The organism is Chromobacterium haemolyticum DSM 19808 (assembly GCF_000711885.1).
GTDB classification, from domain to species: Bacteria; Pseudomonadota; Gammaproteobacteria; order Burkholderiales; family Chromobacteriaceae; genus Chromobacterium; species Chromobacterium haemolyticum.
The window spans coordinates 82,997-108,748 of the sequence record NZ_JONK01000001.1; the positions used below are offsets into that span (position 1 = coordinate 82,997).

Below are 25,752 nucleotides of genomic sequence, written 5' to 3' on the forward strand. Positions count from 1 at the left end.
ATCTCACTCGGGCTGAGGCGTGGTTTGGAATGCCCGGTGGAAACACAAGAGGCCGGACTATACGGTAAATCGGACAGCTTTACAACTGTTTTTTAAAAACATGCCGGCTAAGTATTTGATTGTTTGCCGCTTGCCGTGACGGTTTTCCAAAAAAGCTGTCGCCCGCCTGCGATGGCGGGTGAGGACTCGGCTCCGGAAGCGAGGCGTTGGCTTGTGGAGATTTGCGAGGTTCTAACTACACTTCAACGATGACGGGCCATGCGTGACACCTTCGTTGAGGGCTGGCAATGAGTGGAAAGAACAGATTCGCAAGCACGGACCGGACGCATGCCTGGCTGATGTCCAGTTCCTCTGGCGCGGCCTATGCCGTTTGCGTCGGTTTGGCCTTGGCGCTGACGATGGTCTTGGCGCTGGCGTTGACGGCGTGGCGGATGCAGTCGGCGGCCAGGGAGAGGGCCGAGTTGGTTGTCGGGCAGCTGACCTGGCAGTTGTCGCCCGCGTTCGCCGCGCTGACGCGATTGGACGGGCTGCCGCCGCCGGAGCCGGATTGCCGCGCTCAAACCCAGGCTTTGGCTGAATTGGTTCAGCGCACGTCGCTGGCGCGCTTCGCCTTGGCGCGCGGCGCCGGCGGCGCGCAGTGTGCTTCCCGGCGCGGCGTTTCGGAGGGGGCGGCAGGGTTTGAGAATGGGGCGAGCTTGTTGCCGGCCGGCAATGGCCAGCTGTTGCCGGGGTTGCGGTTGGGGCATGCCGCAGGGGTGATTGAGTTGGACGCAGGGCCCTTGGTGGCTCAATTGGCGTTGGCCGAGCGTGATGGTTTGAAAGTGAGCTTGCTGGCCGGGGGGCGGGCGCTGGCCGCCAACGGCGAGGTGAGGGATCAGGGAGCGGACACGGGCGGAGAGGTGGCGTGGGTGCCGTCCGCGCCGGCGCGCATAGGCGTGCTGGCGGCGCCGCAGTGGGCGGCCGCGCCCTTGTTGGCGCTGCAAACTCAATGGTTGACTTTGTTGGCGGCTGCAGCCTTGGGGGGCGGCGTCGCTTGGGGAGCGCGCCGCGGTTCCGGCGGGCGCAAGGCGACGGGGTGGGAGATATCCGAGGGGATTCGGCAAAAAGAGTTTTTCGCCCATTACCAGCCCATCGTCACCGCGGCCAGCGGCGAATGCGTCGGAGTGGAGGTGCTGGCGCGCTGGCGGCACCCGGTGCAGGGCAATGTGCGCTCTGAACTCTTCATTCAGACCGCGATTGAGGCCGGCATGATTGTGCCGCTGACGCGTTACATGCTGCGGAGGGTGGCCGAGGAGTTGAAGCAGATCGTATTGCCCCCCGGTTTTATGGTTGGGGTCAATATCTCTACCGATCACCTGGCTTTGCCCGAACTGCTGGAAGATTGCCGTCCGCTGGTTAATCTATTGCGTGAAAAGCAGGCTCAACTGGTGCTGGAGGTGTCGGAGAGGGCTCCATTGCAAGAGGCTTCCGGCGCGCAAAAGGTGATCAACGGCTTACGGCAGATGGGCGTGAGGCTGGCCTTGGACGACTTTGGCGCCGGCTATGCCGACAAGGCTTATCTGAGCCGTTGGGGCTTTGACTATCTGAAGGTTGAGAAAGGTTACGTGTCGGCCTTGGGCCAGGACAGCCTGAAAGGGAATATTCTGGATGGCCTGCTTTTATCCTCCAATGAAATGGGGGTGCAGGTCATTGTGAAAGGGGTCGAGACCCAGGGTCAGCAAAGCTATCTGAATGTGAAGGGCTTCGAGTATTTACAGGGCTTTTATTTTGGCAAGCCGATGACCTTGAATCATTTCCGGCAGTGGCTGTATTCAGGCATTGCGGAAAGCCGGGTCCGCCCGGCGGGCAAGAGGGGCGGCGATGGGTGAGGCCGGCTCGCGGCTTGGGGACGCGGGGGCGCTTTGTTACAATGCGCCCTTTTTTGTTTCAGGAAAGGAGTAGGGAATGATGTATGCCGTGCAGCGTTATGCGGCCTCCCGTCCTTGGGCCAAGCGCGTCAGCCAGTTGTATGTTCAGGCCTTGCAGCCGTCCGCGGCGCGCAAGGAAATGAAGGAAGTGATCAAGCGCGAACTGGAGCGCGCCGCCCAGGTATTTGCAGTGAGGCAGCAGACCATCGTCGCTGAACTGGCTTTGGCGGAGTCCTGGGGTTGTTTCGCCCGTCATGGCCGCGTGATTTCCCATCTGGACGACGGCTTGGTGCGGGCCTTGGCCCACACTCGGCTGCCCTCGCAATTGCCGGATACGCTGAATTTGCCGGCCGACGCTTTCTTTCTGCATGTGCCCGGAGGCGGCGGGGCTTTCGTCTCGCATCAGCCAGAGCGCAAGGCCTTGTTGCTGACCTTGGTGGAGGAGGGGTTTTCGCGCGACGCCGCGCAATGGCTGCATGAGTCCGATGCGGTGGAAGCTTTGCTGGTCACCTATCCGGGTGAACTGGCGCCGCAGATAACGGAGGTGGCGGAGTGTTGGCAAGCCTTGTTGGCCGCGGTGCTCAATGGCCTTGCCATGATGACTCAGCCCAAGCTGGAGAGAGAGCTGTCCTGGCAGTCGGGTGCGCCGGAGTCATGGGTGGAGCAGGCCGGCGCGCCGACTTGCGCCAAAACTCGGCAGCGCGGCCGCAGCCAATTGCTGAAGGCCGGCTTCAGCGAGGTGAGCTTCTGCCGCATTCCCGAGCTGGACGCCGCGCAGGCTTACGCGACTCAGGGTTACTGGCGGCGGCAGGCGTTTGGCGAGGCCAAGGCCAATTCGCGGCTGGTGTGGGTGGCGCCCAAGTAAGAAGGACGGCTTAGAGTCTGTTCAAAGTCTCGCGAGCAAGGGCTTTGAACAGATTCTCAGTATTCCTGCAGCAGTTCGCGGATGGTGTCTCTTAGCTTGTTGGTGGAGAAGGGCTTGTCGCAGCAGGCCGAGACGCCAGCCGCCTCCACCTCGGCCAGCCGGTCGTGATCGGTCTCGCTGGTGATCATCAGGATGGGGGTGCGCCCCTGAGTGCTGTTTTGTCGGATGTGGCGAGCCAGTTCGCAGCCATCCATGCCGGGCATGTGGTAGTCGACAATGATCAACTGAAAGCTTTCGCTCTCCAGCAGCGGCAGCGCGTCGGTCCCGCTGGCGGCTTCGGTGAAGTGTTCGAAGCCCAGTCGCTCCAGCACGGCGCGCACATGGCGGCGCGAGGTATGGCTGTCGTCTACGATCAACACCTGGACATTGGCCAGATCCGTGTCCACCTCCATGGCCAGGCTCTCGGTGTTGATGAAGTCCAGCGCGTTGGCCAGCACCTCGTCCAGTTGGCCATTGGTGAAGGGCTTGGGCAGGATGCCCAGGCTGCCCGCCTGGCGGATGGGTTCCAGCCGTTCCGGATTGGTTTCGCTGGAAACCAGAATGAAAGGCATGCCGCTGAGGTCGGCGCTTTCGCGCATCTGTTGCAGTAACTGCTGGCCCGTCATGTCCGGCAGGTAATAGGCGCTGATCACTAAGTCGGGGCGCGACTCGCGTGCACGGCTGAGCAGCGCTTCGCCGTTGGGGTGGACCTCCACTTTGGAGATGCCCATCTCCCCCAGCGCCTTGCTGATGATCTGCGCCTGCACATGCGAAGGCTCAGCCAGCGAGATGATTAAATGTTGTACTTCCAGCATGCCTCTTCCCCCGCCTGTATTCTCTATTTTGTCAAAGCCGTCCGCGACCGCCAGCCAATGCGTAAGTGTCGGCGATCCCGGGCGCGTCTTCAATGGTTCTTATGTTGGTTTGGCACGAATTGCGCGGTGCGGCAAGCAAAATCTGTCGCTTGGGCCGGAGGCGGCAAATCTTGCCGCTCATTGTTGCCGTTTGGGCCGCTGCGGCCGAGAGCGTGGCGTATTGCTCAGGAAAATCAAAGGGCTGTCGGGGTTCGGTGGCTTGGCACGCTTCCTGCTTTAACGTCGCCTCAAGGAGGCTGACATGCTAGACAAAATCGCCAAACATTTCGACTTTCAGCAGCGAGCGCTGAATTTGCGGGCCTATCGCACCGAGGTGCTGGCCAGCAATATCGCCAATGACGAAACCCCTAACTACAAAGCGGTGGATTTCGACTTCGGCAAGGCCTTGCAGGCGCAAACGGATGCGCAAGGTCGTTTGGCGATGAACCTGACCGATGCCCGGCATCTTGCAGGCGCCGGCGGCGCGGGAAACAACGGCGCCGCCCTGCAGTACCGCGCGGCGGTGCAGCCCAGCGTGGACGGCAACACCGTGGACATGGACGTGGAGCGCGCGGCTTTCGCCGACAACGCGGTCCGCTTCCAGTCGACGCTGACTTTTCTGAACAAGCGGATCAGCGGCCTGAGTTCGGCGATCCAGGGCCAGGGAGGCAATAGCTGATGTCTTTGTCCAATGTGTTTGCCATTTCCGGTTCGGCGATGTCGGCGCAGTCGATGCGCCTCAGCCTGGTGGCGAGCAATATCGCCAACGCGGAAAGTTCGACCAGCTCCACCGGCGAACCCTACAAGGGGCGTCACGCGGTGTTCACCGCGATCCCGGTGACGGCCGCGCAGCCGCAGGTGGCCGGCGTGCGCGTGACCGCGGTGGTAGAAGACCAGACCCCGCCGCGGCTCAAGTACGACCCGGGCAATCCGCTGGCCGACCAGCGCGGCTACGTGACGATGCCCAATGTGAACCCGGTGGAGGAGATGGCCGACATGATCGCCGCCTCCCGCGCCTATCAGAACAATGTCGAAATCATGAATACGGCCAAGACGCTGCAGCAGAAAGTGCTGCAGCTGGGCCAGTAAGGCGAGAGGAGTAACGGCAATGGCTAGCGCAAATCCTTATGACGTACTGAATAGTCAGACTCAGACCAACCCGAACAGCAGCGTCAACGGCAGCAAGAGCAATTCCGGCGTGGTCGGCTCTAGCGCCAACGACATTCAGAGCACTTTTCTGAAACTGTTCGTGGCTCAGATGCGTTCCCAAGACCCGATGAATCCGATGGACAACAGCCAGATGACGTCCCAGATGGCGCAGATCAGCCAGGTGGGCGGCATTCAGCAGCTGAACCAGTCTATGCAGGCGCTGATCGGCGCCCAGGCGGCGTCACAGTCGCTGATGGCGTCCAGCATGATAGGCAAAAAAGTGCTGGTGGCCGGCAGCAGCCTGCCCAAGCCGCCGGATGGCGGCACCACCCCGGCCGGCGTGTTGCTGAACGGCCCGGCGCAGACGGTGAAAGTCAGCGTAAAGGACGCCAACGGCAATGTGGTCCGCACCATGACCATCGACAAGCCGGTGGCCGGCGTCAACACCTTCAGCTGGGACGGCAAGAACGACAAGGGCGAAGTGGTGCCGGCCGGCAAATACAGCTTTAGCGCCGACGTGACGCAAGCCAGCGCCAACGGCAGCACCAAGGCCGTGGCCTACAACACGCAGACAGTAACCGCAGTGGCCTGGGATCAGGGCATTCCCGAGCTGGTGCTGCCGGATGGCAGCCGTGCCCAGTTGGGCGACGTGGCGCAAATGACCGCCTGATCCTGCTGACCTCATTCGACTTCAAGGACTGACATCATGGGCTTTCAACAAGGTTTGAGCGGCTTGAACGCCGCCTCCACCCAACTGGATACCATCGGCAACAACGTAGCCAACGCCAACACCGTGGGCTTCAAGAGTTCGCGCACGGAGTTTGCCGATATGTACGGCAATACCTTGTACGGCATCGCCACCACTACGCCGGGCATTGGCGTCAAGGTGGCCGCGGTGACGCAGAACATGAGCAACGGCAACGTGACCACCACCGGCCGCAGCCTTGACTTGGCGATCAACAACGGCGGCTTTTTCACCGTGGCCCAGCCGGACGGCACCTTGTCCTATACCCGCAATGGCCAATTCCAGATCAACAATCAGGGGTATGTGGTCAATAACGGCAACTTCCTGCAGGGCTGGCAGGCGGACGCCGCAGGCAACATCACTCAGGGGCCGGTGAGCAAAATACAGCTGAACTCCAATTTGGTGTCGCCGCAGGCCACCACCAAGGCCACCCTCGGCGTCAATCTGGATTCTCGCAGCACGGTGCCGACCGTTACGCCGCTGGACCCGACCAATTCATCCTCCTATAACTGGTCGAACACCAATACGGTATACGATTCGCTGGGTAATCCGCATCAGGTGACCATGTACTATGTCGCCGGCGCGCCCACCGCCACCGGCCGAACCTGGACCGCGACCGCTTATGTCGACGGCAATCCGGCCAATAACACGCCGCCCAACAGCAACAATTTCTCGCTGACTTTCAACACCTCCGGCGTGCTGACCACGCCCGGACCGTTCAACATCAATTTTTCCCCCAACCCGCTCAACGGTTCGGCGGTGCCGCAGACCGTGGCCTTCAGCTTTACCGGTTCCACTCAGGTGGGGCAGAACTTCGGCGTGACCACCCCGCCTATCATCGACGGTTCCGCTCCTGGCAATCTGAAGGGCATCAATATTTCGTCCTCGGGCATCATTCAGGCGACGTATACCAACGGACAGACCAAAACCATAGGTCAGGTTGCTCTCGCCAACTTCATCAATCCGCAAGGTTTGCAGTCCAAGGGCAATAATCTGTGGGCGCAGACTTACGATTCCGGCATTGCTTCCTACAACGCGCCCGGGGCGGGCAATACCGGCACCATTCAGGCCGGCGCGGTGGAAGATTCCAACGTCGACCTGACCTCGGAGCTGGTCAATATGATTACCGCGCAGCGCTATTACCAGGCCAATGCGCAGACCATCAAAACCCAGGACACCCTGGTGCAGACCTTGCTGAACATCTGATGAGCTGAGCGCGCGCGATGGATAGAATGCTTTACCTGGCGATGAACGGCGCCAAGCACGTGATGTGGCAGCAAGCCACCACCGCCAACAATCTGGCCAATGTGCACACCAACGGCTTCAAGGCCGACGTGGTGGCGTTCCGCGCCTTGCCGGTGGTGGGCGAGGGCGCGCCGACGAGGACCTATGTGGTGGACAACACCGTGGGCCACGACCTGAGCCAGGGCAGCCTGATGCACACGGGCAACGCCAGCGACTTCGCCATCGGTTCCAAGGGCTTCTTCGCGGTACAGGCGCCGGACGGCGCCGAAGCCTATACGCGCGACGGCGGCTATGTGCTCGACGCCACCGGCATGATGCGCACCCGCTCCGGCCTGCCCATCATGGGCGACGGCGGCCCCATCGTTGTCCCTACAGGTTCCCGCATTCAATTGGGCGAAGATGGCTCGGTCATGGCGATTCCGCTGTCCGGCGTGGTGCGCACGCCGCAGCTGGTCGGGCAGATCAAGATGGTCAACCCCGGCCCAAAGGACGTGTACAAGGGCGAGGACGGTCTGTTTCGCATCAACGGCGGCGGCAACGCGGCAGCCGACGCCAACGTCAAGCTGGTGCCGGAAATGCTAGAGGCCAGTAACGTCAATTCGGTGGAAAGCCTGGTGCAGATGATCTCCCACGCCCGCCAGTACGACCTCAACGTCCGATTGATGCAGACCGCGCAGCAAGGCGATCAGCAGGCGGCTCAGTTGTTGTCCACCAACGGTTAAACCAATAAGACAAGATTTCGCCGCGGCGGCCCGGTAGAGGCTGCGCGGTTCTGGAGACGAGGTAAACAAGCCATGATGCGCGCACTGTACATCGCCAAGACCGGCATGGATTCCAGCCAGTTTCAACTGGACGTGGTGTCCAATAACCTGGCCAACGTCAACACCGTGGGTTTCAAGCGCAGCCGCGGCATTTTCGAGGACTTGTATTACCAGACCTTGCGTCAGCCCGGCGCGCAGTTGGCCAACGGCAACACCACGCCCACCGGTCTGCAGGTGGGGACCGGCTCGGCGGCGGTAGCCACCGCCCGCATCCACTCCCAGGGGAATATGACTCAGACCGGGCAGCCGCTGGACATGGCGATCGCCGGCGAGGGCTTCTTCCGCATCCAGCTGCCGGACGGCACCACCGCCTATACCCGCAACGGCGAGTTCAAGCGCAACTCCAACGGCGACGTGGTGAATCCGGACGGCTATCCGCTGAATCCCAATATCAACATCCCCGGCACCGCCAACCAGATTACGGTGTCCACTGCCGGCGTGGTGCAGTACTTTTTGCCCAATAACCCGGCGGCGCAAACCGCGGGCACCATCCAGCTCACCACCTTCATCAACCCGCAGGGCCTGGAGAGCGTGGGCAACAACCTGTATTTGCAGTCCGCATCCTCCGGCGATCCGCAGGATGGGGATCCGCAGACCGATACCCGAGGCGCGGTGCGCTCTGGTTTCGTGGAGGCGTCCAACGTTAACGTCACCGAGGAACTGGTCAATATGATCACTGCGCAGCGCGCGTTTGAAATGAACTCGCGGGCGATCACCACTGCGGACCAGATGTTGCAGAAACTGAGCCAGCTGTAAGCGGAAGCGGGCCGCCGGTGGAAGGCGGCCGATCGAGATTTGAATTGACGAGGTGTTTGATGAAGGCGATGGCGATAGCGGCGATGTTGGCCGCACTACTAAGCGCTTGCGTGACCCAGGAGCCGCCGCTTGTGCAGCAACCCACCAGCGCGCGTCCGCAACCGCAGCCGGTCAGCATGCCTACCAATGGGTCGATTTTCCAGGTGGCCAGCTACAGGCCGTTGTTTCAGGACCGGATGCCCGCTTATGTCGGCGACACCTTGACGGTGAACATCCAGGAAAACTCGTCCACGTCGGCATCGGAGCAGACAACCAATACCCGCACTTCGGGTCTGAACAGCAGCATCAACGCCGGGATCAAGATTCCCTTCCTGCCAAGCGGCGCCGCCGGTGGCTTGGCCGGCGCCAATTTTGGCGGCACGGGCTCGGCCAACAATACCGGCAAGGGCGACAACAAGGTGGCTACCTCCTTTGTCAGCTCCATCACTGTCACGGTGTTGGAGGTGTTGCCCAACGGCAATCTGTCGATCAGCGGCGAGAAAGTCGTGCGCGTGAACAGCGATACCGAGTCGATCCGCCTGTCCGGCGTGGTCAACCCGCGCGATATCAGCGCGGATCGCAGCGTGTCTTCGCTCAAGGTGGCGGACGCCCGCATCGAACAGCAGACCAAGGGCACGCACCGGCTGTACAATGAGCCGGGCTGGCTCACCAAGTTTTTCATGAGTATATTGCCGATTTAACGGATTACCGGCCGGGCGCGGCCGCTTGGCGGGCGCGGCGGGCTGAAAGCGGGCGGAAAATGAAGCGATTGATGTTAGGGATGTTGTTGGCGCTGGCGCTGTTCCCGGCCTTGGCGGCGCAACGTTTGAAGGATCTGACCAATGTCGGCGGGGTGCGTCCCAACCAACTGATAGGCTATGGCCTGGTGGTGGGCCTGGATGGCAGCGGCGACAAGGTCACCTCGTCGCCGTTTACCGGTCAGGCGATGTCCAATATGCTGAACCAGTTGGGCGTGCAAGTGCCCCCTGGCACCAAGCTCGATCCCAAGAACGTCGCCGCGGTCACGCTGACTGCGACCTTGCCGCCGTTTGCGCGGCAGGGGCAGGCGATAGACGTGACGGCTTCGTCGATCGGCGATGCCAAAAGCCTGCGCGGCGGCACCTTGTTGCTGTCACCGCTCAAAGGCGCGGACGGTCAGATCTACGCGATGGCGCAGGGCAACGTGGTTGTCGGCGGCGCCGGTGCCTCGGCAGGCGGCAGCTCTGCCCAGATAAATCAGCTTAGCGTGGGCCGCATTCCGGCTGGCGCCACAGTGGAGCGCGAAGTGCCCACTGCGCTGGGCTCCGGCGAGTTCATCAATCTGGAGTTGCGCGAGTCCGACTTCACTACCGCCAACCGTGTGGTGCAGGCCATCAACAAATCGTTTGGGCAGGGCACTGCGCGAGCGGTGGATGGCCGGCTGATCGAAGTGCGCGCGCCGTTCGATCCGGACCAGCGCGTGCAGTTTCTGGCCAAGATGGAAAATATTGCCGTCGACCCGGCAGATGTTTCCCCCACCGTCATTATCAACGCCCGTACCGGCTCCATCGTGATGAATCAGGCGGTGACCTTGGCGCCGTGCGCGGTGTCGCACGGCAACCTGACCGTGACCGTCAGCAACACGCCGCAAGTGAGCCAGCCCAACCCGCTGTCCGGAGGAAAGACCACGGTGACCAATCAGACGGACATCAGCATCAATACCCCAGGAAGCAAGCTGATCAACGTGCCCAACGGCGCCAATCTGTCGCGAGTGGTGGCGGCGCTGAACGCGCTGGGCGCGAATGCCCAAGATCTGATTTCCATTTTGCAGGCGATGAAGTCCGCCGGCGCGCTGAAAGCGGACTTGCAGATCATCTGAGCTTTGGGAGGGAAGGAAAAAGACGGCCAAGCGGCCGTCTTTTTTTTCTGGCCCGAATCTTGCTTTTGGATGAATTCCAGGAGCGAGAAATGACGATTCAGTCCATCAATGCGGGCGCCATGAGCGCCAACGATTTGCTAAACCGGCAGTTGGCTGTGGATCCGAGCCAGCTGAATGAACTGCGGGCACAGGCGATCAAGGACCCGAAGGGCGCGGCGCGGCAAGTTGCGTCTCAGTTCGAGGCCTTATTGATGAATACCTTGCTCAAGAACATGCGCGAGACCAAGTTTGACCCGGAAGGCGAGTCCAACGGCTTGAGTACCTACCAGGGCTTGTACGACCAGCAACTGACTCAGGCCTTGAGTTCTAATGGCGGTTTGGGCTTGGGCGACATGCTGTATCGCCAGATCGCCAAACAGTCGAATTTCGATCCGGACGACAAAAGCACGCATACGATTTACGCCGCTCCCGGCCCGCAACTGGCCGCGCGTCCGGTCGGCGGCGCCAAGGCCTTGCAGGCTTACCAGGAAGCGCAGCAGATCGCAGGCGCGGCGCTGACCTTGACGGCCCCGGCGGTTCCGGTCAAGGCCGAAGCGGCCGGCAAGGGCGGCGGCCGCGATTTCGCCGCCGAGATGTTGCCGCACGCCCGAACGGCCGCGGCGCAGTTGGGCGTGGCGCCTGAAGCCGTGGTTGCGCATGCGGCGCTGGAAAGCGGCTGGGGCAAGCGGGCGATCCGCCACCCGGACGGCAGCAATAGCCATAACCTGTTCGGCATCAAGGCCAGCGGGGATTGGCAGGGGCGCACGGTCAGCGTGATGACTACCGAATACGAAGGCGGGGTTGCGCAGAAGCGAGTGGAAAAATTCCGAGCCTACGGTTCTTACGCCGAGGCCTTCAGCGACTATGCCCGTCTGCTGAAGGATTCGCCTCGCTACAAGAGCGCGTTGAACCAGGGGCGGAACATGTATGGTTTCGCGCATGCGCTGCAATCCGGCGGTTACGCCACTGATCCGCGCTACGCGCGCAAGCTGGTGGACGTGGCGGCGACATTAGCGCAGCAAACCACGCGCAGTTGAGGACAAGGCTGCGGCGGCGGAACTTGTGTTTTAGGGTCAAGTTTCCGCGCGCCGGGCCGATAAAGCAAACAGAGGTAAATCATGGGCTCCAATATTTTCTCGATCGGCGTGAGCGGACTGAATGCGGCTCAAGCGGCTTTGTCGGTAACCGGCAATAACATCGCCAACGTCTCCACGCCGGGTTACAACGTTCAATACATCACCCAGGCCGGCCGCGCGCCGCAATATGCGGGCTTCGGCTTTCTGGGGCAGGGCGTGGACGTTACCAATGTGCTGCGCACCTATGACAAATTCCTGTCTGGCCAGGTGCAAACCGCGCAGACCAACAGCAGCTATTACAGCACCCAGGTCAAGCAGTTGAATCAGATCAACAATCTGATGGCGTCCACCGATGTTTCCATCATTCCGGCCTTGCAGGATTTCTTTGGTGCGATGCAGACGTTGTCGCAGCAGCCGGACGCCCTTCCCAGCCGGCAGACCGTGTTGAACATGGCTCAGGCCTTGAGCACCAAGTTCGCCACCATCGACGGACAGTTGCAACAGCTGCAGTCCGGCGCCAACGGTCAGATCAAGAGCACGGTGGACAGCATCAACGCGCTGGCCTCGCAGATCGCCAGCCTCAACACCGAAATCGCCGCATTGACCGGCGGCAATCAACTGAGCGCGCAACCCAACACGCTGATGGACCAGCGCGATCAGGCCATGCTGGAGCTGAACAAGTTGGTCAGCGCCAAGGCTGTACCGCAAGCGGACGGGACTTACTCGGTGTACATAGGCAACGGTCAGACCCTGGTGACAGGCGGCCAGACCAACACCCTGGCCACGCAGCCCTTGCCCAGCGATCCCACTACCTTGCAGTTGGTGTTCAACAACCCCAACGGCACGGTGACGGCGATTCCGAACAATCTGGTCTCCGGCGGCCAACTAGGCGGTTTGCTGAACTTTCGCGATGGGCCCCTGTTGCAGGCCCGGCAGCAGTTGGGCACGATGGCGATCAATTTTGCCGCTTCAATCAATTATCAAAATCAGCTGGGCGTGGACAACACAGGCGGGGCCGGCCAGCCCATTTTCAATGATCTGAGCAGCTACGCCTCCAATCCGCAGAATGCGGCGAGCAATCTGCAAGTATTGATGGGCGACCCCAATAAACTGGCCACCGCGTCCAATATGGTGTCCACCGGCGGCGCCGGTGGCAACGGCGTCACCATGAGCGGCGTGTGGGCCACGCTGCCGGGCGGTTACGCGGGGAGCCTCAATAGCGTGCCGCCGGTTTTTCCCGGCACCGGCACGCACCCCTCCATCGGCATGACCGGAATGACCATTACCGCCACCGGCACTCCGGCGACGATGACCGCCACCATCGCCGGCCCCAACGGCGGCGGACCTTACAATGTGGTTCCGGTGGGCGGCGGGGCCAGCAACAGCTTCAAGTTGCAGACAACGGCGGTGCCTCCGGTGGACGTGGGCGTCAGCTTTCAGCTGTCCGGCGCGCCGATCAACGGCCAGACTTTTACCGTGGGGCCGGCCCCGGCCGGCACCAAGCCGCCTCCGGGCGACAACACCAATTTGCGCGAGCTGCTGGCGCAGCAGAACCTTAAACTGATGGGCAATCAGTCTTACGGTTCTTATTATTCGACTCTGGTGGCCTCGGTGGGCAATCAGACCAATACCGCGCAATTGCAGTCCGCGGCCATGCTGAACACGTTGAAGCAAACCACGGAAAGCCTGTCCAATGTCACCGGGGTGAGCCTGGATCAGGAGGCGGCCAATCTGATCAAGTATCAACAGTCCTATCAGGCGTGCAGCAAGGTGATTCAAGTGGCGCAAACCACCTTCTCCAGCATTCTGAACCTGATGGGCTAAGGAGAGACCGATGCGTATCAGCTCCAACACCATCTATCAGTCCGGCCTGAATAATATGCAGAGCTTGCAGGCCAGCATTTACAAGCTCACCATGCAGATCGACAATCAGCAGCGGGTGGTGACGCCGGCCGACGATCCGGTGGCCGCGGCGCGTATCCTGCTGCTCAGCCAGTCGCAGGGCCAGAACAGCCAGTACATCACCAATACCCAGGCGGTCAGCTCTTGGCTGTCGCTGTCCGAGACCGCGATCAAAAGTTCGTCGGACCTGATGGCCAGCATGAAGAGCCTGGCGATTTCCGCCGGCAGCGGCGCGTTGAGCCCAACCGAACTGCAGGCGATTCAGAAGCAGTTGCAGGAAGGCATCACCGAGCTGACCACCTACGCCAACTCCACCGACGGCCGCGGCAACTATTTGTTCAGCGGCAACAAGACCGACACGGTGCCTTATGTGGTGAGCCTGTCGGCGGTGCCGCCGGCCACTTACCAGGGCGATACCGGCCAGCGCAGCGTGCAGATCAGCGCTTCGCAGCAAATGACGATTTCCGATCCGGGCAGCACGGTGTTCGGCACGCCTAGCGGCAGCCCTACGGCTGCCTTCGACGCCTTGCTGCAACTAAACACCCTGCTGGGCCAAAACCCGAAGCCGGCCAACTTCGGCACGCAGCTGAACAGCGCGATCAACGCCATCGATTCGGCCCAGCAGCAGTTTTCTCTGTCCCTGGCGTCCATCGGCGCCCGCGGTCAGCAGAACGACAATATGCAGAATGTGGGGGGGAGCCTGAAGCTGCAGTACGCCAGCAGTATTGGCGATTTGCAGGATCTGGACATGCCGCAGGCGATCTCGGATTTCACCCTGGCGCAGACTTCGTTGAAATACAGCCAGCTGACCTATAACAAGGTGACTCAGCTCTCGCTGTTCAACTATATCTCCTGACCGGCGTCCGCCGGATACGACAAAGGCCGCGCAAGCGGCCTTTTGCTATTTTCCGCTGGCGGATTCAACCGTAGACATCCACCTGGCTGACACGGCCGGCGCGGCCGTCTTCAGTCAGATAGACGCCGGAACGGCGGATGTCGGCCTGGGACTGATTGTCTGCGTTCTTGATGCTGAACGGACTGTCCACGCTGGGCAGCAGAATGGCGCCAATGCCCAACTCCTTCAAGCCCATCAATTGATCCTTGTCGCCGTCTCGGCCGGACCAGAGCTTCAATTGAGCGAACGCCGCGTCGCCGTCATCAAGCACCCCGTCGCCATTGCTGTCCAACTTGGCCAGATCGGCGAAACCGTTGCCCGACTGAGTGCCGAACAACTCGCTGCCATTGTTGATCTTGCCGTCGCCATTGCGGTCCAGCGCCAGCCAGCCGCCGTTGTTGATGAAGGGCAGTTGGCTTTGTTTGCCGTTGCTTTGCAGGTCGAAGCTGACGCTGGCGCCGCTGAAGCTGCCGGCGTCGTTGCCCAGGCTCAACATCAAGGGGTCGGTGGCGTGGCCGTTGCCAAACTGAAGAGTGCTGCTGCTGTGGTATTCGAAGCTGCGGCTCATTTGCACGTCCAGAGCGAAGTTGAACTCGCGGCCGTCTTGGGTCTTGATCGAACCTTTGGCCGAAAACGCCAGGCTTTCACTTTCTTGGTAGTCGACGGTTTGTTTGAGTTCGCCGCCGGAGAGCAACTGCTGCGGAGCAGTCGAAGATTGGCCGGAGCGTACAGGGCGGGAGTCGGCGGATTGCTCGTCCTTGCCGTCGTCTCTTTGCAGAGTGCCGTCGACCACTTTGAATTTAACGCCAAGCACTTTTTCCAGAATGTCCTTGATCAGCCCCAGCATCGGCGTCATGCCATCGGAGAACGCCTTGTCCTGGGAACTGGCCTTGACGCCGTCGGAGCTCAGGCTGACATCGGAGGAAGGCTTTGACGGCGGCGGGGAGGGGGGGAGCTGGGCCCAGGCGCGGCTTTGTTGTTGAACGCTGAGGCTTTGGCTGAAACTGTATTGGCTGCTCATCGACAGCGCCATGGACGCGACTCGCATTGCAGGCTCCGGAACGGAAGTGTAGGTGAACTGATATCGTCAATCCGGAACGGAACTTGATGGCGTGAAAATACCTAGCCGGCGGAGGGGCGGCTAGGTCAGGGGTTTCAATTGCGAGCGGGCTGGATACTCAGGGTTTCGATATGGTCGATCTGCATGATCTCGCGCGACAGGTCCACGACATTGACCAGGTCCCGCCGGTTTTGCGCAGAGACCAGAAAGCTCCATTCGGTGGCGTCCGGGCCGGCGTTCAGCGCAATGCTGTCCTCGTGCAGACGCACGCCGAAGCGAAGCAGGCCAGCGCTCAGCGTTTGCACCGTCCACTGGTATTCCGGCTTGAAGCGGATGACGATGAACAGGCTGAAGCGGCGCGGCAGCCGGTTTTCCATCTGATTGATGGAGAGCATGCACAGCACGCACAGTAAAGTAATGGCGATGGCGGCGGCATAGAAACCGACGCCGACCAGGATGCCAATCACCGAGGACATCCAGATTGAGGCGGCAGAGGTGAGGCCGCTGATGGACAGGCCTTCCTTCATGATCATACCTGCGCCCAGGAAGCCGACGCCGGTCAGGACGCCTTGGGCCACGCGGGTCATGTCGCCGTGGGTCATGTCGGGGTAGAGCCCGCCGTACCAGTAGCCGGAATACCCGACGATGCTGATGGCCGCGGCGGAGGCCATGGACACCAGGCCGTAGGTGCGCATGCCGGCGGCGCGGCCGTTGAACCAGCGCTCGTAACCCACCAAGCAGCCCAGCAGGAGGCCGCCGAGCAAGTTAAGCGTGATGAGCAGATTGATTTCCCACTTGGGGGTAGACCAGTATCGGCTGATCAGTTCGGCGAACGAGATATCCATGCATGCTCCATTGGCGCTTAGGCTGGTGCGCCGACGATAACAAGTTGCGGTGGCGAGCGCCACCGCCGTTTTAGCGTGGCAGCCATTCTGCGGCGTGGCTGCCCAGCGGCGTCGAAGGCAGCACCCAATGCGCTGGAGTTAAGGATAGTTGGGCAGCATGGCGGACGGCGCGCAAGGCGCCGAAGCCGGACGGGTAGTCGGCCAGCCAGGGCGCTATCTGCTCAAGGCCGGGGTCCGCGGCGGCGCAGCCGGCGCTGTCTGCGCCAAGCTGTCGCAGCCAGTGTCCGGTTTGCGCTAGTGAAACCCTAACCTGCCAACTGCCGCCTTCTTGCGCTTGGCGGGCAAGCGCGGCGATGACGCCGAAAGCCAGCAGATAGCCGGCGGCATGGTCCAGCGCCTGAGCCGGCAGCGCGCGCGGCCGCTCGTCGTCGAAAGCCTTCGCCTCGGCGTGATTGAAGCCGCTGGCGGTCTGAACCAGGGAGTCGAAGCCGCGCCGCTCGGCCCAGGGGCCGGTGTGGCCATAGGCGGACAGCGAGGCGTAGACGATGCCCGGACGCAGGCGCGCGGCCTGTTCCGGGCCGAAACCGAGCGCGGCGAGGCCGCCGGGCCGATAGCCTTGGATGAAGACATCGGCCTCGGCCAGCAGGCGCCGCAGCTGTTCGCCATCGGCGGCCTGGCGCAAGTCCAGCTCGGCATTGCGCTTGCCGCGGCCGGTGTCGATGTCCAGCGGCGGGATGGACGGCAGTCGCGGCGAAGTGACGCGCAACACGTCGGCGCCATGCGCTGCCAGCACCCGGCCGCCTACCGGGCCGGCGATGATGCGGGTCAGGTCCAGCACGCGTATGCCTTGCAAGGGGCGTGGCGCGAAGGGACGTGCCAGCGGCGGCGCATCGCCGATGCGCTCTATGTCAAATAAGGGCAAGGCGGCGACGGCCTGCCCCTGCGGGTGGCGGTCCCACTCGTTGAAACTGCGCATCGCCGTGGCCACCAGGCCGCGTTCGGCTACCGCCTGTTCAAACTCGAAAGCCCGCCAGCCTTGCAAGGCGGCGGCCACGCTGTCCTTGTCATGACGGCAACCCAGCAAGCGCAGGATCCCATCGCGATGATGAGGGAAATTCGTATGGATGCGCACCCAGCGGCCATCGCCGCAACGATAGGGGCCGGCAATGGCGTCCCATAGTTCAGGCGCCGGCGCGCCATCGACGCGCAGATAGCGTTCGCTGCGGAATTCGGCGGCGGCGTGAGCCAGGTCGACTGTGACGGTTTGAGCCGCGCCGCCGCGCAGACGCCAGAACTCCGCCGCCATCAGCGCGCTGGCGGCAATGCTGGCCTGGGCCAAGGCGCCGACCGCGAAAGAGGAAGGCAACGGCGCCGGGCCAGTCGGCAACTGGGCGCGTTCCAGCGCGGAGGGGTCGAGGGCGGCGGCGGCCCAGAGCTGGGCCAGGGCCTGTTGGCCGTTGAGTGTGGTCATGGCGGTGTGGAGGCTGTGCTTATGACATTGATCTTTCAACAGCCCGCGCCCCTTCGTCAAGCAATGTGATTTTTCACGCTGGCCGTGTGTTTAAGTTTGGCGCGCGGCGGCCGCCTTGTGAGGGTGACGGCAGCGATGCCGGACCAACCAACCTGACTTCTGGAGCACAAAGCTATGCTGAGCCTGCACACCAATATCGCCGCACTGAATACCAAGTCCAACCTGACCGGCACCCAAACCGCGCTGTCCACTTCGATGACCCGTCTGGGCACCGGCTTCCGCATCAACTCCGCCATGGACGATGCCGCCGGCCTGCAGATTGCTACCCGTCTGGACGCGCAAAGCCGCGGCATGCAAGTGGCGATGAAGAACGCCCAGAACGGCATCTCCATGCTGCAAACCGCAGAAGGCGCGCTGAACGAAGTGTCAAACATTCTGCAGCGCATGAAGGACCTGTCCACCGAAGGCGCCAACGCCACCTCCACCAAGGCCGACAAGAGCGCGATGCAGTCCGAATTTGCCGAACTGGGCAAGGAACTGACCAACATCATGAAGAACACGTCCTTCGGCGGTGAAAAACTGCTGCAAGGCGGCAAGCTGACCGAAGAGATGAAGTTCCAGATCGGCGCGTCGGCCGACGAGTCCATGACGGTGAACATGAAGGATGGCATGACCGCGTTGAACAACGCGCTGGGCAGCGTTTCCAAAACCTTCTTCAAGGATGACGCCGCAGGTACCGCCTACGCAGCAGCAGTCAAGACCGCTACCGACGCGATGCCGGCTCTGGTTACCGCGACCGACACCGCTAAAACGGCTTACGATGCCGATCCGACCGATGGCGCCAAGAAAACCGCTTACGAAACCGCGCTGAAGGCTCAGCAAGACGGCCAAGCCGCTCTGGACAAAGCCGCCAAGGGCGATGAAATCGGTAAAGCCGACACCATCAACACCATCCAGGCCGCTCTGGATTCGGTAGGCTCGGTTCGCTCCTCCCTGGGCGCCAACGCCAACCGTCTGGACCACGTGAACAACAACCTGGCCAACGTGAACAACAACACTCTGGCCGCCAAGGGTCGTATCATGGACACCGACTACGCCAACGAAAGCGCCAGCATGACCTCCAAGCAAATGCTGATGCAAGCCGGCACTTCCATGCTGAAGCAAAGCGGCAGCATGAGCAGCCTGGCCATGTCCCTGCTGCAGTAATCGCGACTCCGCGTCGATTATCCGGCGCGTATCCAAAGCCAGCTGCGTATGCGGCTGGCTTTTTTGCGTCATGTGAGCGGTTTTTTTGAAGGAGCAAGGCTATTTCAATCCGAGCGATCACGGCGGCGGCTCCGGTCACGCCGAGCGCGCCGATTTCGAACGGCGCGCAGCCGGGCGCGGAGCTTGCGCCGGGCCGGCAGTGGCAGGCGGTGCTAAGCCGAGCCGCTGACGGCCGGCCGCTGTTGAGCGGCGACGGCATCCAGTTGGCGCTGCCGGCCTGGCCGCAAGGCGCGGCCGAACTGACGCCCGGCGCGGTGCTGAAAGTGCTGGTGCTGGCCACCCAGCCGCAGCTGAAGCTGTCGCTGCAGTTGGAGCGTCAGGGCGCGGCGCCTGAAGGCGAAACGCCGGCGCGCGCCTGGCAGCTGGAGCAGGCCGCCATGCCCAGGCTGGAGAAGCCGCAGCCGGCCGCCGCGGAGCTGGCCCAGGCCTGGCGGCAGGCTTTGCTGGGACGGCTGACGCAGGCGGCGGCGCAATTCCAGCAGGCAGGCGGCAGCCATCTGCCCGGAGTCTTGCTGCAACAATTGCCGGAGCTGGCCTTGGCCGGAGTGCGCAATGCCGCCGGCGAGCCGCCCCTGCCGTTGACGCTGCCGTTCTGGCTATGGGGCGGACCGGCGCTGACGCTGAGCGTGGAGGATGCGCTGGAGCGCGAGTCCGAGCCGGAGCTGGACGAATTGGACCTGCTGCTATGGCTGACGGTGCCGGGAATCGGCGCATTCTGCCTGCGCATCCGGCGTGTGGTGGCCGGGGTGGCTCTAGCCTTTGTGGCGGAGGGGGAGGTGTGTCGCGCCTTGCGTCGGCGTCTGCCGGAGATTGAGGCCGCGGTTGAGCGAGGGGGCGGCAAGCTAACCGCCTGCCTGATCGGCGAGCGCATGCCATGGAGCGGGTTGGCGATCAGCCGGCATGGCGCGACGGGTTTGCAGGCGCAGCGTCTGTCGCCGCTGCTGTTTGCCGTGGCGGCGGAAGTGGCCGGTCAATTGCTGGCGGGGAATGGCGTGCCGTTTTGACCCGGCTGTGGTCTATAGTGGGTCCATGTTGCGCCTTCTCATGCTGCTTCTGTGTCTGCTTAGCGTGGACTTCGCCGTCGGCGGCTCTACGGATGCCGGCGTTGACGCTCCACAAGCGAGGGAAAATCCGGCGCGGGAGTGGATCGAGTGGGATGGTCCGGTCAGCGGCCCGGCGGCAGAGCCTGGCCGCAGCGTCTGGTTTTTGGCCTCGGATCTGCGCAACGGCGGCGTGGTTGGGGTGTACCGGGGGTTGGCCGAGGCCGGACGTTTATTGGGCTGGCGCTTGACGCTGTTGGATGGTCAGGGGCAGCGGAGTTCGCTGCTCCAGTTTCTGGAAAGCGCGCAACGGGAACGGCCGGCCGCCGTGGCCTTGGGGGGCTTCGACGCTCAGGAGTTTTTGCCGCAGATCCAACGCTTGCATGCGCAAGGCGTGATTGTGCTTGGCTGGCATGCCGGCGAGAAGCCCGGCCCCTTGCCCGGTGTGTTGTTCACCAATATCTCAACCAGCCCCTTGGCCGCGGCGCAAGCCGCCGCCGACTACATCGTGGCCAGCAGCCGCGGTCCGGTCGGGGTGGTGTTGTTCACCGATAGCCGTTTCGCCATCGCCACCGCCAAAACCAGGCAAGCGGTGAGGCAACTGCAAGCGTGCCAGCGCTGCAAGGTTTTGGCGGTGGAGGACATTTCGCTGGCCCAGGTCCAGCTGCTGCTGCCGGATAAGGTGGCGGAGCTGTATCAGCGCCACGGCAAGGCCTGGACCCACAGCATAGGCATCAACGACTTGTATTACGATTCCATCGGCCATCCGCTGGGGAAGCTTAACGCCTCCGTCGTGAATATCTCGCTGGGGGACGGCTCGCTGAGTGCGATGAGACGGATTCGAGCGGGCTTGATGCAGGAGGCGACCATTGCCGAACCCCTGCATCTGCATGGTTGGCAGATGGCCGACGAGCTGAACCGGGCCTTTGCCGGGCAGCCGCCCAGTCTTTACATCACCCAGCCGCATTTGCTGGTCAAACGGACGATACGCGATAGTTATCTGAGCATTGGTTACGACCCGGACAACGGTTACCGCCGCGCCTATGCGGCCATCTGGTTTCCGCGGCATTGATTTGCCGGGCATCGCATGTTTAACTGGCGCCAAGTCAACGCATTGTCATTTCCCATGGTTTCCTCGATTTCCACGCAAGTATTGGTCCACTTGGTCTTGGGCTCCTTGCTATTGCCGCCGCTGAACATGTTGCTGCTGATGTCGCTAGGACTGTGGCTGCGCCGCCGCTGGCGGCGCTTGGGGGCCTGCCTGCTGATTTTGGGCATGGCCGGCCTGTACGCCTTGAGCACGCCGATAACCGCGATGTGGCTGAACCGCAGCCTGGAACGTTATCCGGTGATCAGCACCGAGCAACTGAACCGGGTGGAAGCTATTGTGGTGTTGTCCGGCGGCAAGAAGCCGGCGCCCGAGTACGGCGGGATGGAGCCCGGCGCGGATTCGTTGGCGCGGCTGCGTTACGCCGCGCGGTTGGCGCGACAAAGCGGCAAGCCGATCCTGCTGACCGGCGGCGCGCCGATGGGCGGGGAAGCGGAGGCCGAGGTGATGGCTAGGGTTCTGCGCGAGGAGTACGGCATTGCCCCGCGTTGGGTGGAGGCGCGCTCCAACACCACGCTGGAAAACGCTCGATATTCCGCCGGCCTATTGCATGCCGCCGGGATCAAGCGGATTGCGTTGGTCAGCCAGGGCTGGCATTTGCGCCGGGCCTTGCCGTTTTTCCAGCGCCAGGCTCTGGACGTGACGGCCGCCCCAACCGCCTTCATCCGTTACGATGGAGGCGGCGTGGCCTGGTTTCTGCCCAGCGGACGGTCGATGCAGGAATGTCACGCCGCGCTGCGGGAGTGGCTGGGCATCTTGTTTTACCGGATGAAAGGAGAGTAGAGCGATGCCGGAACCATTCGCCGCGTCCCTATTCCCGGCCGGGAGACATAAGGTGGATCATCGCTTCTGGCGAGATGCGGCTTTGCCGCAGTTCGAGGCTCGCTCGGTGGCCGACGGCCGCCGCGTCTGTTACGCCAGACACGCGCACGAGACGTTTTCCATTGGCGTCATCACCGCGGGCGCCTGCGACTACTTCAACGGCAAAGTGCGCCGTAGCGAGCAAGGCTCCCTCGTGTTGATGAACCCGGGCGACACCCATGCCTGCAACCCCGTGGCGGCACAGGCTTGGTCTTATCGCATGTTGTATGTGGATGTAGCCTGGCTCGGGGGTTTGCAGCAAACGCTTGGCCTGGATCAGGGCGGCGGCTTTCGTCCTTTTGGCGACACGGCGAGCCAGGATCCGCGCTTGTTTGCCGGTTTCAACGCTTTGTTCGACTTGCTGTGCTCGGAGGGACGGGAGTCTCTGGAGAAGGACACGGCGGCTACGGCCTTTTTCGGAGGCGCGCACCGAGTCTTGGGCTTGGCCGTAGAGCCGGCGGCGGAGTCTAGCCAGCGTTTGGCGCGCGCGGCGGAGTATATTGCGGCGCATTGCGACCAGGCTTTGCGCCTGGAGGAGATCTGCGCTGCGGCCGACTTGTCGGCCTCCTATCTGATTCGCGCGTTCAAACGGCGTTACGGGGTCACGCCTCACGACTTTTTACTGAATCAGCGAGTGCAGCTGGCGCGTCGGCTGGTGCGCGGCGGGCTGCCCTTGGCGCAAGTGGCGCAGGCCGCCGGTTTTTCCGACCAGGCCCATTTGCAGAAAATCTTCAAACAGTACGTTGCCGCCACGCCGGGGCAGTACCGCGCCGGCTCAGTTCAGCAAGCCCAGCGCGCTTAGCCCCAGCAATAAAGCCATTGTCTGGTTAAAGAGCCGAAGCCGCTTGGGCGACTCCAGCTTTTGCCCTAGCCAGGCTCCGGTCACCACCCAAGCTCCGACTGAGGCGTAGCAAATCAGAAAGTAGAGCCCGGCGAAGCGCCATAACGCCGTCGCGTCTTGGCCGGAGGTGAAGGCCGCGCAGCCCGCCAGCGCCGCGATCCAGGCCTTGGGGTTCAGCCATTGAATCGCCGCGCCGCGCCACCAGCTTGGCCGGGCGCCGTTCTTGTCCATATCCAGCGAGCCGTCGCTGCGAGCCAATTGATACGCCATATAGAGCAAGAAGGTCACGCCGGCCCATTGCAAAGCCTGGGTGAGCGCCGGCCATTGCCGCAAGGTCTGCTCCAGGCCCAGGCCGGTCAGCAATAGAAGCAGGGTGAAGCCGGCGGTGGCGCCGCCGACATGGCGCATGCCTGCGCGCGCGCCGTAGCGGGCGCCGCAACTGAGCGCGACGAGGTTGACCGGGCCCGGCGTGATGGAGGCGGCCAGAGCGAAGCCGGCCATGGCGAGAGTCTGATTCATGATGTCTCCTGACGGTGGGCAGCGCGGCGGCCGGATATCCGCCTTTGGCTGTCCCGGACAAAGTAGCTGGGCCGGGGAGGGGCGTATTGTAGAAAATTGACCCGGCTGCCGGAGCGGTTTCAAAAATGCCTTTGACATTACGTGTTTTATGTAATACCAATCAAATACCAGTTTGCGCCCAGTCCGGCATCCCGCCGGCAGCGCGTGTTGTCGTATCGCAAAGGAGGATGCCGCATGTACTCGAAGGGGAAAGCCGTGCTGTTGGCGCCGGTATGCGCAATGGTGTTGGGCGCAGGGCCGGTCTTGGCCGCCGCGTGTCCGGATTGGAGAGAGGGTTCAACTTACCAGGCGGGCGATGTGGCGGCCTATGCGGCGGCCAATTACACAGCGCGCGCGGCGCATACCGCCTATGTGGGCGCCAATTGGAATCCGCCGACCACGCCCACGCTGTGGCAGGCTGGGGGAAGCTGCGGCGCGGCGCCGGAGCCGACTCCGTCCCCAGGGCCATCTCCATCCCCGGGCCCGTCCGCGCCGTTCGCCAAGCATGCGCTGGTCGGGTATTGGCACAATTTCGCCAATCCCAGCGGCGACACTTATCCGCTCAGCCAGGTTAGCGACGATTGGGATGTGATCGTCGTCGCCTTTGCCGACGATGCCGGCAACGGCAATCTCAGCTTCACGCTGGATCCCAAGGCCGGGTCCGAGGCGCAGTTCATCCAGGATGTTCGCGCCAAGCAGGCCAAAGGCAAGAAGGTGGTGCTGTCGCTGGGCGGACAAAATGGCTCGGTCACGCTGAACACTTCGGCGCAGGCGCAGAATTTCGTCAATAGCCTCCACGCCATCATCGTCAAATACGGTTTCGACGGCATCGATCTGGATCTGGAAAGCGGGGTGTCGCAGGGTGCGCCCATCATCGGCAACTTGATCAGCGCCGTGAAACAGTTGAAAACCAAGGTGGGTGCGGGTTTCTACCTGTCTATGGCGCCGGAACATCCCTATGTTCAGGGCGGCTACGTAGCCTACGGCAGCATCTGGGGTGCTTATCTGCCCATCATTGACGCCTTGCGCGACGATTTGAGCGTGATTCATGTCCAGTACTACAACAACGGCGGGCTGAACACGCCGTATTCCACCGCCGCCTTGGCGGAAGGTAGCGTGGACATGCTGGTGGGAGGCAGCAAGATGTTGATTGAAGGCTTTCCCCTGGCTTACGGCGCTTCGGGCAGTTTCAAGGGCTTGAGGCCCGATCAAGTGGCTTTTGGCGTGCCTTCCGGACGTAGTTCCGCCAACTCTGGTTTTGTCAGCGCGGATACCGTCGTCAAATCACTGGATTGCCTGATGGCCTTGAAGAACTGCGGCGTAGTCAAACCAAATCAGGCCTACCCGATGTTCCGTGGGGTGATGAGCTAGTCGATCAATTGGGACCGCAAGGACGGCTTCCCATTCTCGCGGCCGGTGGCGGCGTCTCTGCGTGGTCGCAACTGAGGCGCAGAAAAAAAACCGAGGCGCGACTGCGCCTCGGTTTTTGATGGACTTGGGCCGGGCTTGAGAGCCTGTTCAAAGTCTTGGATCGAGAGGGTTGTTACAGCGCGGGCATCGAATAGCCTTCGATTTGGGCGGCGGCTACCAATTGGCCCAGATAGGCCTGCATCGCCTTGTTGCCGGCCATGTCGTTCAGATATTGCTGCAAGCGGTCCTTGATTTCTTCAAAGCTCACTTTGCCGCCTTCGTGGCGTTCCTGTACCTGGATGATGTGGTAGCCGAACTGGGTCTGCACCAGGTCCGGCGCGATCTGGCCGGCGTCGGTGCTGAATACCGCCTGTTCGAATTCCGGCACCATCTGGCCGCGGCCGAACTGGCCCAGGCTGCCGCCTTGTTGGCCGGACGGGCAAGTGGAGTGTTCGCGAGCCAGGTCGGAGAAACGGGCCGGGTTGGCTTTGATTTCCTCCAGTACGCCTTCCGCCTTGGCCTTGGCCAGGCTGCCGGCCAGGCCTTCGCCCAGCGGGAACAGAATGTGGCTGGCCACGGCGGATTCGCCGCTGCTGAAACGCTCGGGGTATTGATTGTAGAACGCCAGGCATGCCGCTTCGTCGACAGCGTCAACCTGCAGCTCCTGTTCCAGCAGGGCGCCGATGGCGGTGCCTTGATCGGCGGTGTCGATGCCGATGGATTTGGCTTTCTGCAGCAGCAGTTCGCGCAGGATCAGCTCCTGAACGGCGGCATCGTGCGGGTTCGGCGCGTCAGCGTAGTGGGCTTGTTCCGTTTGCACCATGTCTTCGGTGATTTCGATGCCGTTGACTCGAATGGTCATGGAGGTTTCCTGTGATAGTGAACGAGGGGGCGCCTAAAGGCGGGAAATTTGCGATTAGAAAAGCGTTCGCCGCGCTTGTCAAGAAAGGCTGCGGGCCGCCTTCTGGGCTTTGGAATAAAACACGGAAATTTTAAGAAAAATCTTATATTTGTCCGGCGGCGTAGCCGCTAGTATACGAGCCATGCAGCTTCAAGGCTGGCATGAAGGTTCGGCAGGCGGGTTTTTACTTCTTGCTTCAAG

Annotated in this window: 25 protein-coding genes; 19 read left to right on the top strand and 6 right to left on the bottom strand. The window is 62.2% G+C overall.

Features of this window, described 5'->3' with window-relative positions:
* The first annotated feature begins 338 nt into the window (after positions 1–338).
* Together BR71_RS22620 and BR71_RS00405 are read left to right on the top strand one after the other, a co-directional pair.
* Positions 339–1,868, top strand: coding sequence for an EAL domain-containing protein (locus BR71_RS22620; RefSeq protein WP_052370213.1), 1,530 nt, complete (start codon positions 339–341; stop codon positions 1,866–1,868).
* 76 nt (positions 1,869–1,944) lie between these two features.
* Complete coding sequence (locus BR71_RS00405; protein ID WP_043631120.1) at positions 1,945–2,772, top strand: AcrVA2 family anti-CRISPR protein; 828 nt, start codon at positions 1,945–1,947, stop codon at positions 2,770–2,772.
* A gap of 56 nt (positions 2,773–2,828) precedes the next feature.
* On the opposite strand, the gene BR71_RS00410 is transcribed toward BR71_RS00405, so the two are convergent.
* On the bottom strand, positions 2,829–3,626 hold the full coding sequence (locus tag BR71_RS00410) for a response regulator (RefSeq protein WP_043631123.1): 798 nt from the start codon (positions 3,624–3,626) through the stop codon (positions 2,829–2,831).
* Positions 3,627–3,927: 301 nt separating this feature from the next.
* On the opposite strand from BR71_RS00410, the gene flgB reads away from it, so the two are divergent.
* From flgB to flgL, 11 genes are all read left to right on the top strand, one after another.
* Positions 3,928–4,344 carry a flagellar basal body rod protein FlgB gene (gene flgB / locus BR71_RS00415; RefSeq protein ID WP_043631126.1) on the top strand — a complete coding sequence of 139 codons (417 nt, stop codon included), beginning with the start codon at positions 3,928–3,930 and terminating at the stop codon, positions 4,342–4,344.
* Positions 4,344–4,754 carry a flagellar basal body rod protein FlgC gene (flgC, locus tag BR71_RS00420; RefSeq protein ID WP_043631128.1) on the top strand — a complete coding sequence of 137 codons (411 nt, stop codon included), beginning with the start codon at positions 4,344–4,346 and terminating at the stop codon, positions 4,752–4,754. Before flgB ends, flgC begins: the two co-directional genes overlap by 1 nt.
* A gap of 19 nt (positions 4,755–4,773) precedes the next feature.
* The gene (locus BR71_RS00425; protein WP_019102823.1) at positions 4,774–5,484 is read left to right on the top strand and encodes a flagellar hook assembly protein FlgD; all 711 of its coding nucleotides are present in this window, start codon (positions 4,774–4,776) and stop codon (positions 5,482–5,484) included.
* A gap of 36 nt (positions 5,485–5,520) precedes the next feature.
* Positions 5,521–6,765 (top strand): flagellar hook protein FlgE, encoded by a 1,245-nt coding sequence (gene flgE, locus BR71_RS00430; RefSeq protein ID WP_043631129.1) that lies wholly within the window; start codon positions 5,521–5,523, stop codon positions 6,763–6,765.
* A 17-nt stretch (positions 6,766–6,782) separates the two neighbouring features.
* Positions 6,783–7,526, top strand: coding sequence for a flagellar basal body rod protein FlgF (locus tag BR71_RS00435; RefSeq protein WP_039754246.1), 744 nt, complete (start codon positions 6,783–6,785; stop codon positions 7,524–7,526).
* A 72-nt stretch (positions 7,527–7,598) separates the two neighbouring features.
* Entirely contained in the window at positions 7,599–8,381 is a 783-nt protein-coding gene (flgG, locus tag BR71_RS00440) for a flagellar basal-body rod protein FlgG (protein WP_043593001.1), read from the top strand.
* A 44-nt stretch (positions 8,382–8,425) separates the two neighbouring features.
* Positions 8,426–9,121, top strand: coding sequence for a flagellar basal body L-ring protein FlgH (locus tag BR71_RS00445; RefSeq protein WP_233423349.1), 696 nt, complete (start codon positions 8,426–8,428; stop codon positions 9,119–9,121).
* Positions 9,122–9,180: 59 nt separating this feature from the next.
* Positions 9,181–10,278: a flagellar basal body P-ring protein FlgI gene (locus tag BR71_RS00450; protein ID WP_043631131.1), complete on the top strand. Its 1,098-nt coding sequence runs from the start codon at positions 9,181–9,183 to the stop codon at positions 10,276–10,278.
* 89 nt (positions 10,279–10,367) lie between these two features.
* Positions 10,368–11,354 carry a flagellar assembly peptidoglycan hydrolase FlgJ gene (gene flgJ / locus BR71_RS00455; RefSeq protein ID WP_043631134.1) on the top strand — a complete coding sequence of 329 codons (987 nt, stop codon included), beginning with the start codon at positions 10,368–10,370 and terminating at the stop codon, positions 11,352–11,354.
* Positions 11,355–11,435: 81 nt separating this feature from the next.
* The gene (gene flgK / locus BR71_RS00460; RefSeq protein ID WP_043631136.1) at positions 11,436–13,217 is read left to right on the top strand and encodes a flagellar hook-associated protein FlgK; all 1,782 of its coding nucleotides are present in this window, start codon (positions 11,436–11,438) and stop codon (positions 13,215–13,217) included.
* A gap of 10 nt (positions 13,218–13,227) precedes the next feature.
* Positions 13,228–14,151 (top strand): flagellar hook-associated protein FlgL, encoded by a 924-nt coding sequence (gene flgL / locus BR71_RS00465; protein ID WP_043631139.1) that lies wholly within the window; start codon positions 13,228–13,230, stop codon positions 14,149–14,151.
* 64 nt (positions 14,152–14,215) lie between these two features.
* Here the strand turns inward: flgL and BR71_RS00470 are convergent, their stop codons facing one another.
* The 3 genes from BR71_RS00470 to BR71_RS00480 form a co-directional block, all read right to left on the bottom strand.
* Positions 14,216–15,238: a hypothetical protein gene (locus BR71_RS00470; protein ID WP_156038748.1), complete on the bottom strand. Its 1,023-nt coding sequence runs from the start codon at positions 15,236–15,238 to the stop codon at positions 14,216–14,218.
* 107 nt (positions 15,239–15,345) lie between these two features.
* The gene (locus BR71_RS00475; protein ID WP_043631142.1) at positions 15,346–16,095 is read right to left on the bottom strand and encodes an MgtC/SapB family protein; all 750 of its coding nucleotides are present in this window, start codon (positions 16,093–16,095) and stop codon (positions 15,346–15,348) included.
* Positions 16,096–16,165: 70 nt separating this feature from the next.
* Positions 16,166–17,566: a CoA transferase gene (locus tag BR71_RS00480; protein ID WP_043631144.1), complete on the bottom strand. Its 1,401-nt coding sequence runs from the start codon at positions 17,564–17,566 to the stop codon at positions 16,166–16,168.
* A 174-nt stretch (positions 17,567–17,740) separates the two neighbouring features.
* Here BR71_RS00480 and BR71_RS00485 point away from each other — a divergent pair, with 174 nt between their 5' ends.
* From BR71_RS00485 to BR71_RS00505, 5 genes are all read left to right on the top strand, one after another.
* Entirely contained in the window at positions 17,741–18,772 is a 1,032-nt protein-coding gene (locus tag BR71_RS00485; protein WP_043631147.1) for a flagellin N-terminal helical domain-containing protein, read from the top strand.
* Between the two features lie 209 nt (positions 18,773–18,981).
* Entirely contained in the window at positions 18,982–19,836 is an 855-nt protein-coding gene (locus tag BR71_RS00490) for a hypothetical protein (protein ID WP_052370215.1), read from the top strand.
* 40 nt (positions 19,837–19,876) lie between these two features.
* Entirely contained in the window at positions 19,877–20,944 is a 1,068-nt protein-coding gene (locus tag BR71_RS00495; RefSeq protein ID WP_052370216.1) for a type 1 periplasmic-binding domain-containing protein, read from the top strand.
* Between the two features lie 54 nt (positions 20,945–20,998).
* Positions 20,999–21,763 carry a YdcF family protein gene (locus BR71_RS00500; RefSeq protein WP_043631867.1) on the top strand — a complete coding sequence of 255 codons (765 nt, stop codon included), beginning with the start codon at positions 20,999–21,001 and terminating at the stop codon, positions 21,761–21,763.
* A 4-nt stretch (positions 21,764–21,767) separates the two neighbouring features.
* Complete coding sequence (locus BR71_RS00505; protein ID WP_052370217.1) at positions 21,768–22,643, top strand: AraC family transcriptional regulator; 876 nt, start codon at positions 21,768–21,770, stop codon at positions 22,641–22,643.
* Here the strand turns inward: BR71_RS00505 and BR71_RS00510 are convergent.
* Positions 22,617–23,201, bottom strand: coding sequence for a LysE family translocator (locus BR71_RS00510; protein WP_043631153.1), 585 nt, complete (start codon positions 23,199–23,201; stop codon positions 22,617–22,619). The genes BR71_RS00505 and BR71_RS00510 overlap by 27 nt on opposite strands.
* Positions 23,202–23,435: 234 nt before the next feature.
* Here BR71_RS00510 and BR71_RS00515 point away from each other — a divergent pair, with 234 nt between their 5' ends.
* Positions 23,436–24,611 (top strand): chitinase, encoded by a 1,176-nt coding sequence (locus tag BR71_RS00515; protein ID WP_244269574.1) that lies wholly within the window; start codon positions 23,436–23,438, stop codon positions 24,609–24,611.
* A gap of 172 nt (positions 24,612–24,783) precedes the next feature.
* Here BR71_RS00515 and BR71_RS00520 read toward each other — a convergent pair whose 3' ends face one another.
* The gene (locus tag BR71_RS00520) at positions 24,784–25,512 is read right to left on the bottom strand and encodes a peptidylprolyl isomerase (protein ID WP_043631156.1); all 729 of its coding nucleotides are present in this window, start codon (positions 25,510–25,512) and stop codon (positions 24,784–24,786) included.
* Positions 25,513–25,752 lie beyond the last annotated feature (240 nt).

Excerpts from the sequence above, each read along its gene's own strand:
- BR71_RS00500 (WP_043631867.1), top strand. The coding sequence starts at position 20,999 with ATGGTTTCCTCGATTTCCACGCAAGTATTGGTCCACTTGGTCTTGGGC.
- BR71_RS00485 (WP_043631147.1), top strand. The coding sequence starts at position 17,741 with ATGCTGAGCCTGCACACCAATATCGCCGCACTGAATACCAAGTCCAAC.
- flgB (WP_043631126.1), top strand. The coding sequence starts at position 3,928 with ATGCTAGACAAAATCGCCAAACATTTCGACTTTCAGCAGCGAGCGCTG.
- BR71_RS00425 (WP_019102823.1), top strand. The coding sequence starts at position 4,774 with ATGGCTAGCGCAAATCCTTATGACGTACTGAATAGTCAGACTCAGACC.
- BR71_RS00515 (WP_244269574.1), top strand. The coding sequence starts at position 23,436 with ATGTACTCGAAGGGGAAAGCCGTGCTGTTGGCGCCGGTATGCGCAATG.
- flgJ (WP_043631134.1), top strand. The coding sequence starts at position 10,368 with ATGACGATTCAGTCCATCAATGCGGGCGCCATGAGCGCCAACGATTTG.
- BR71_RS00475 (WP_043631142.1), bottom strand. The coding sequence starts at position 16,095 with ATGGATATCTCGTTCGCCGAACTGATCAGCCGATACTGGTCTACCCCC.
- flgK (WP_043631136.1), top strand. The coding sequence starts at position 11,436 with ATGGGCTCCAATATTTTCTCGATCGGCGTGAGCGGACTGAATGCGGCT.
- BR71_RS00405 (WP_043631120.1), top strand. The coding sequence starts at position 1,945 with ATGATGTATGCCGTGCAGCGTTATGCGGCCTCCCGTCCTTGGGCCAAG.
- flgC (WP_043631128.1), top strand. The coding sequence starts at position 4,344 with ATGTCTTTGTCCAATGTGTTTGCCATTTCCGGTTCGGCGATGTCGGCG.
- BR71_RS00495 (WP_052370216.1), top strand. The coding sequence starts at position 19,877 with ATGCTGCTTCTGTGTCTGCTTAGCGTGGACTTCGCCGTCGGCGGCTCT.
- flgL (WP_043631139.1), top strand. The coding sequence starts at position 13,228 with ATGCGTATCAGCTCCAACACCATCTATCAGTCCGGCCTGAATAATATG.
- flgG (WP_043593001.1), top strand. The coding sequence starts at position 7,599 with ATGATGCGCGCACTGTACATCGCCAAGACCGGCATGGATTCCAGCCAG.
- BR71_RS00520 (WP_043631156.1), bottom strand. The coding sequence starts at position 25,512 with ATGACCATTCGAGTCAACGGCATCGAAATCACCGAAGACATGGTGCAA.
- flgE (WP_043631129.1), top strand. The coding sequence starts at position 5,521 with ATGGGCTTTCAACAAGGTTTGAGCGGCTTGAACGCCGCCTCCACCCAA.
- BR71_RS00510 (WP_043631153.1), bottom strand. The coding sequence starts at position 23,201 with ATGAATCAGACTCTCGCCATGGCCGGCTTCGCTCTGGCCGCCTCCATC.
- BR71_RS00450 (WP_043631131.1), top strand. The coding sequence starts at position 9,181 with ATGAAGCGATTGATGTTAGGGATGTTGTTGGCGCTGGCGCTGTTCCCG.
- BR71_RS00470 (WP_156038748.1), bottom strand. The coding sequence starts at position 15,238 with ATGCGAGTCGCGTCCATGGCGCTGTCGATGAGCAGCCAATACAGTTTC.
- BR71_RS00480 (WP_043631144.1), bottom strand. The coding sequence starts at position 17,566 with ATGACCACACTCAACGGCCAACAGGCCCTGGCCCAGCTCTGGGCCGCC.
- BR71_RS00410 (WP_043631123.1), bottom strand. The coding sequence starts at position 3,626 with ATGCTGGAAGTACAACATTTAATCATCTCGCTGGCTGAGCCTTCGCAT.
- BR71_RS00435 (WP_039754246.1), top strand. The coding sequence starts at position 6,783 with ATGGATAGAATGCTTTACCTGGCGATGAACGGCGCCAAGCACGTGATG.
- BR71_RS22620 (WP_052370213.1), top strand. The coding sequence starts at position 339 with ATGTCCAGTTCCTCTGGCGCGGCCTATGCCGTTTGCGTCGGTTTGGCC.
- BR71_RS00505 (WP_052370217.1), top strand. The coding sequence starts at position 21,768 with ATGCCGGAACCATTCGCCGCGTCCCTATTCCCGGCCGGGAGACATAAG.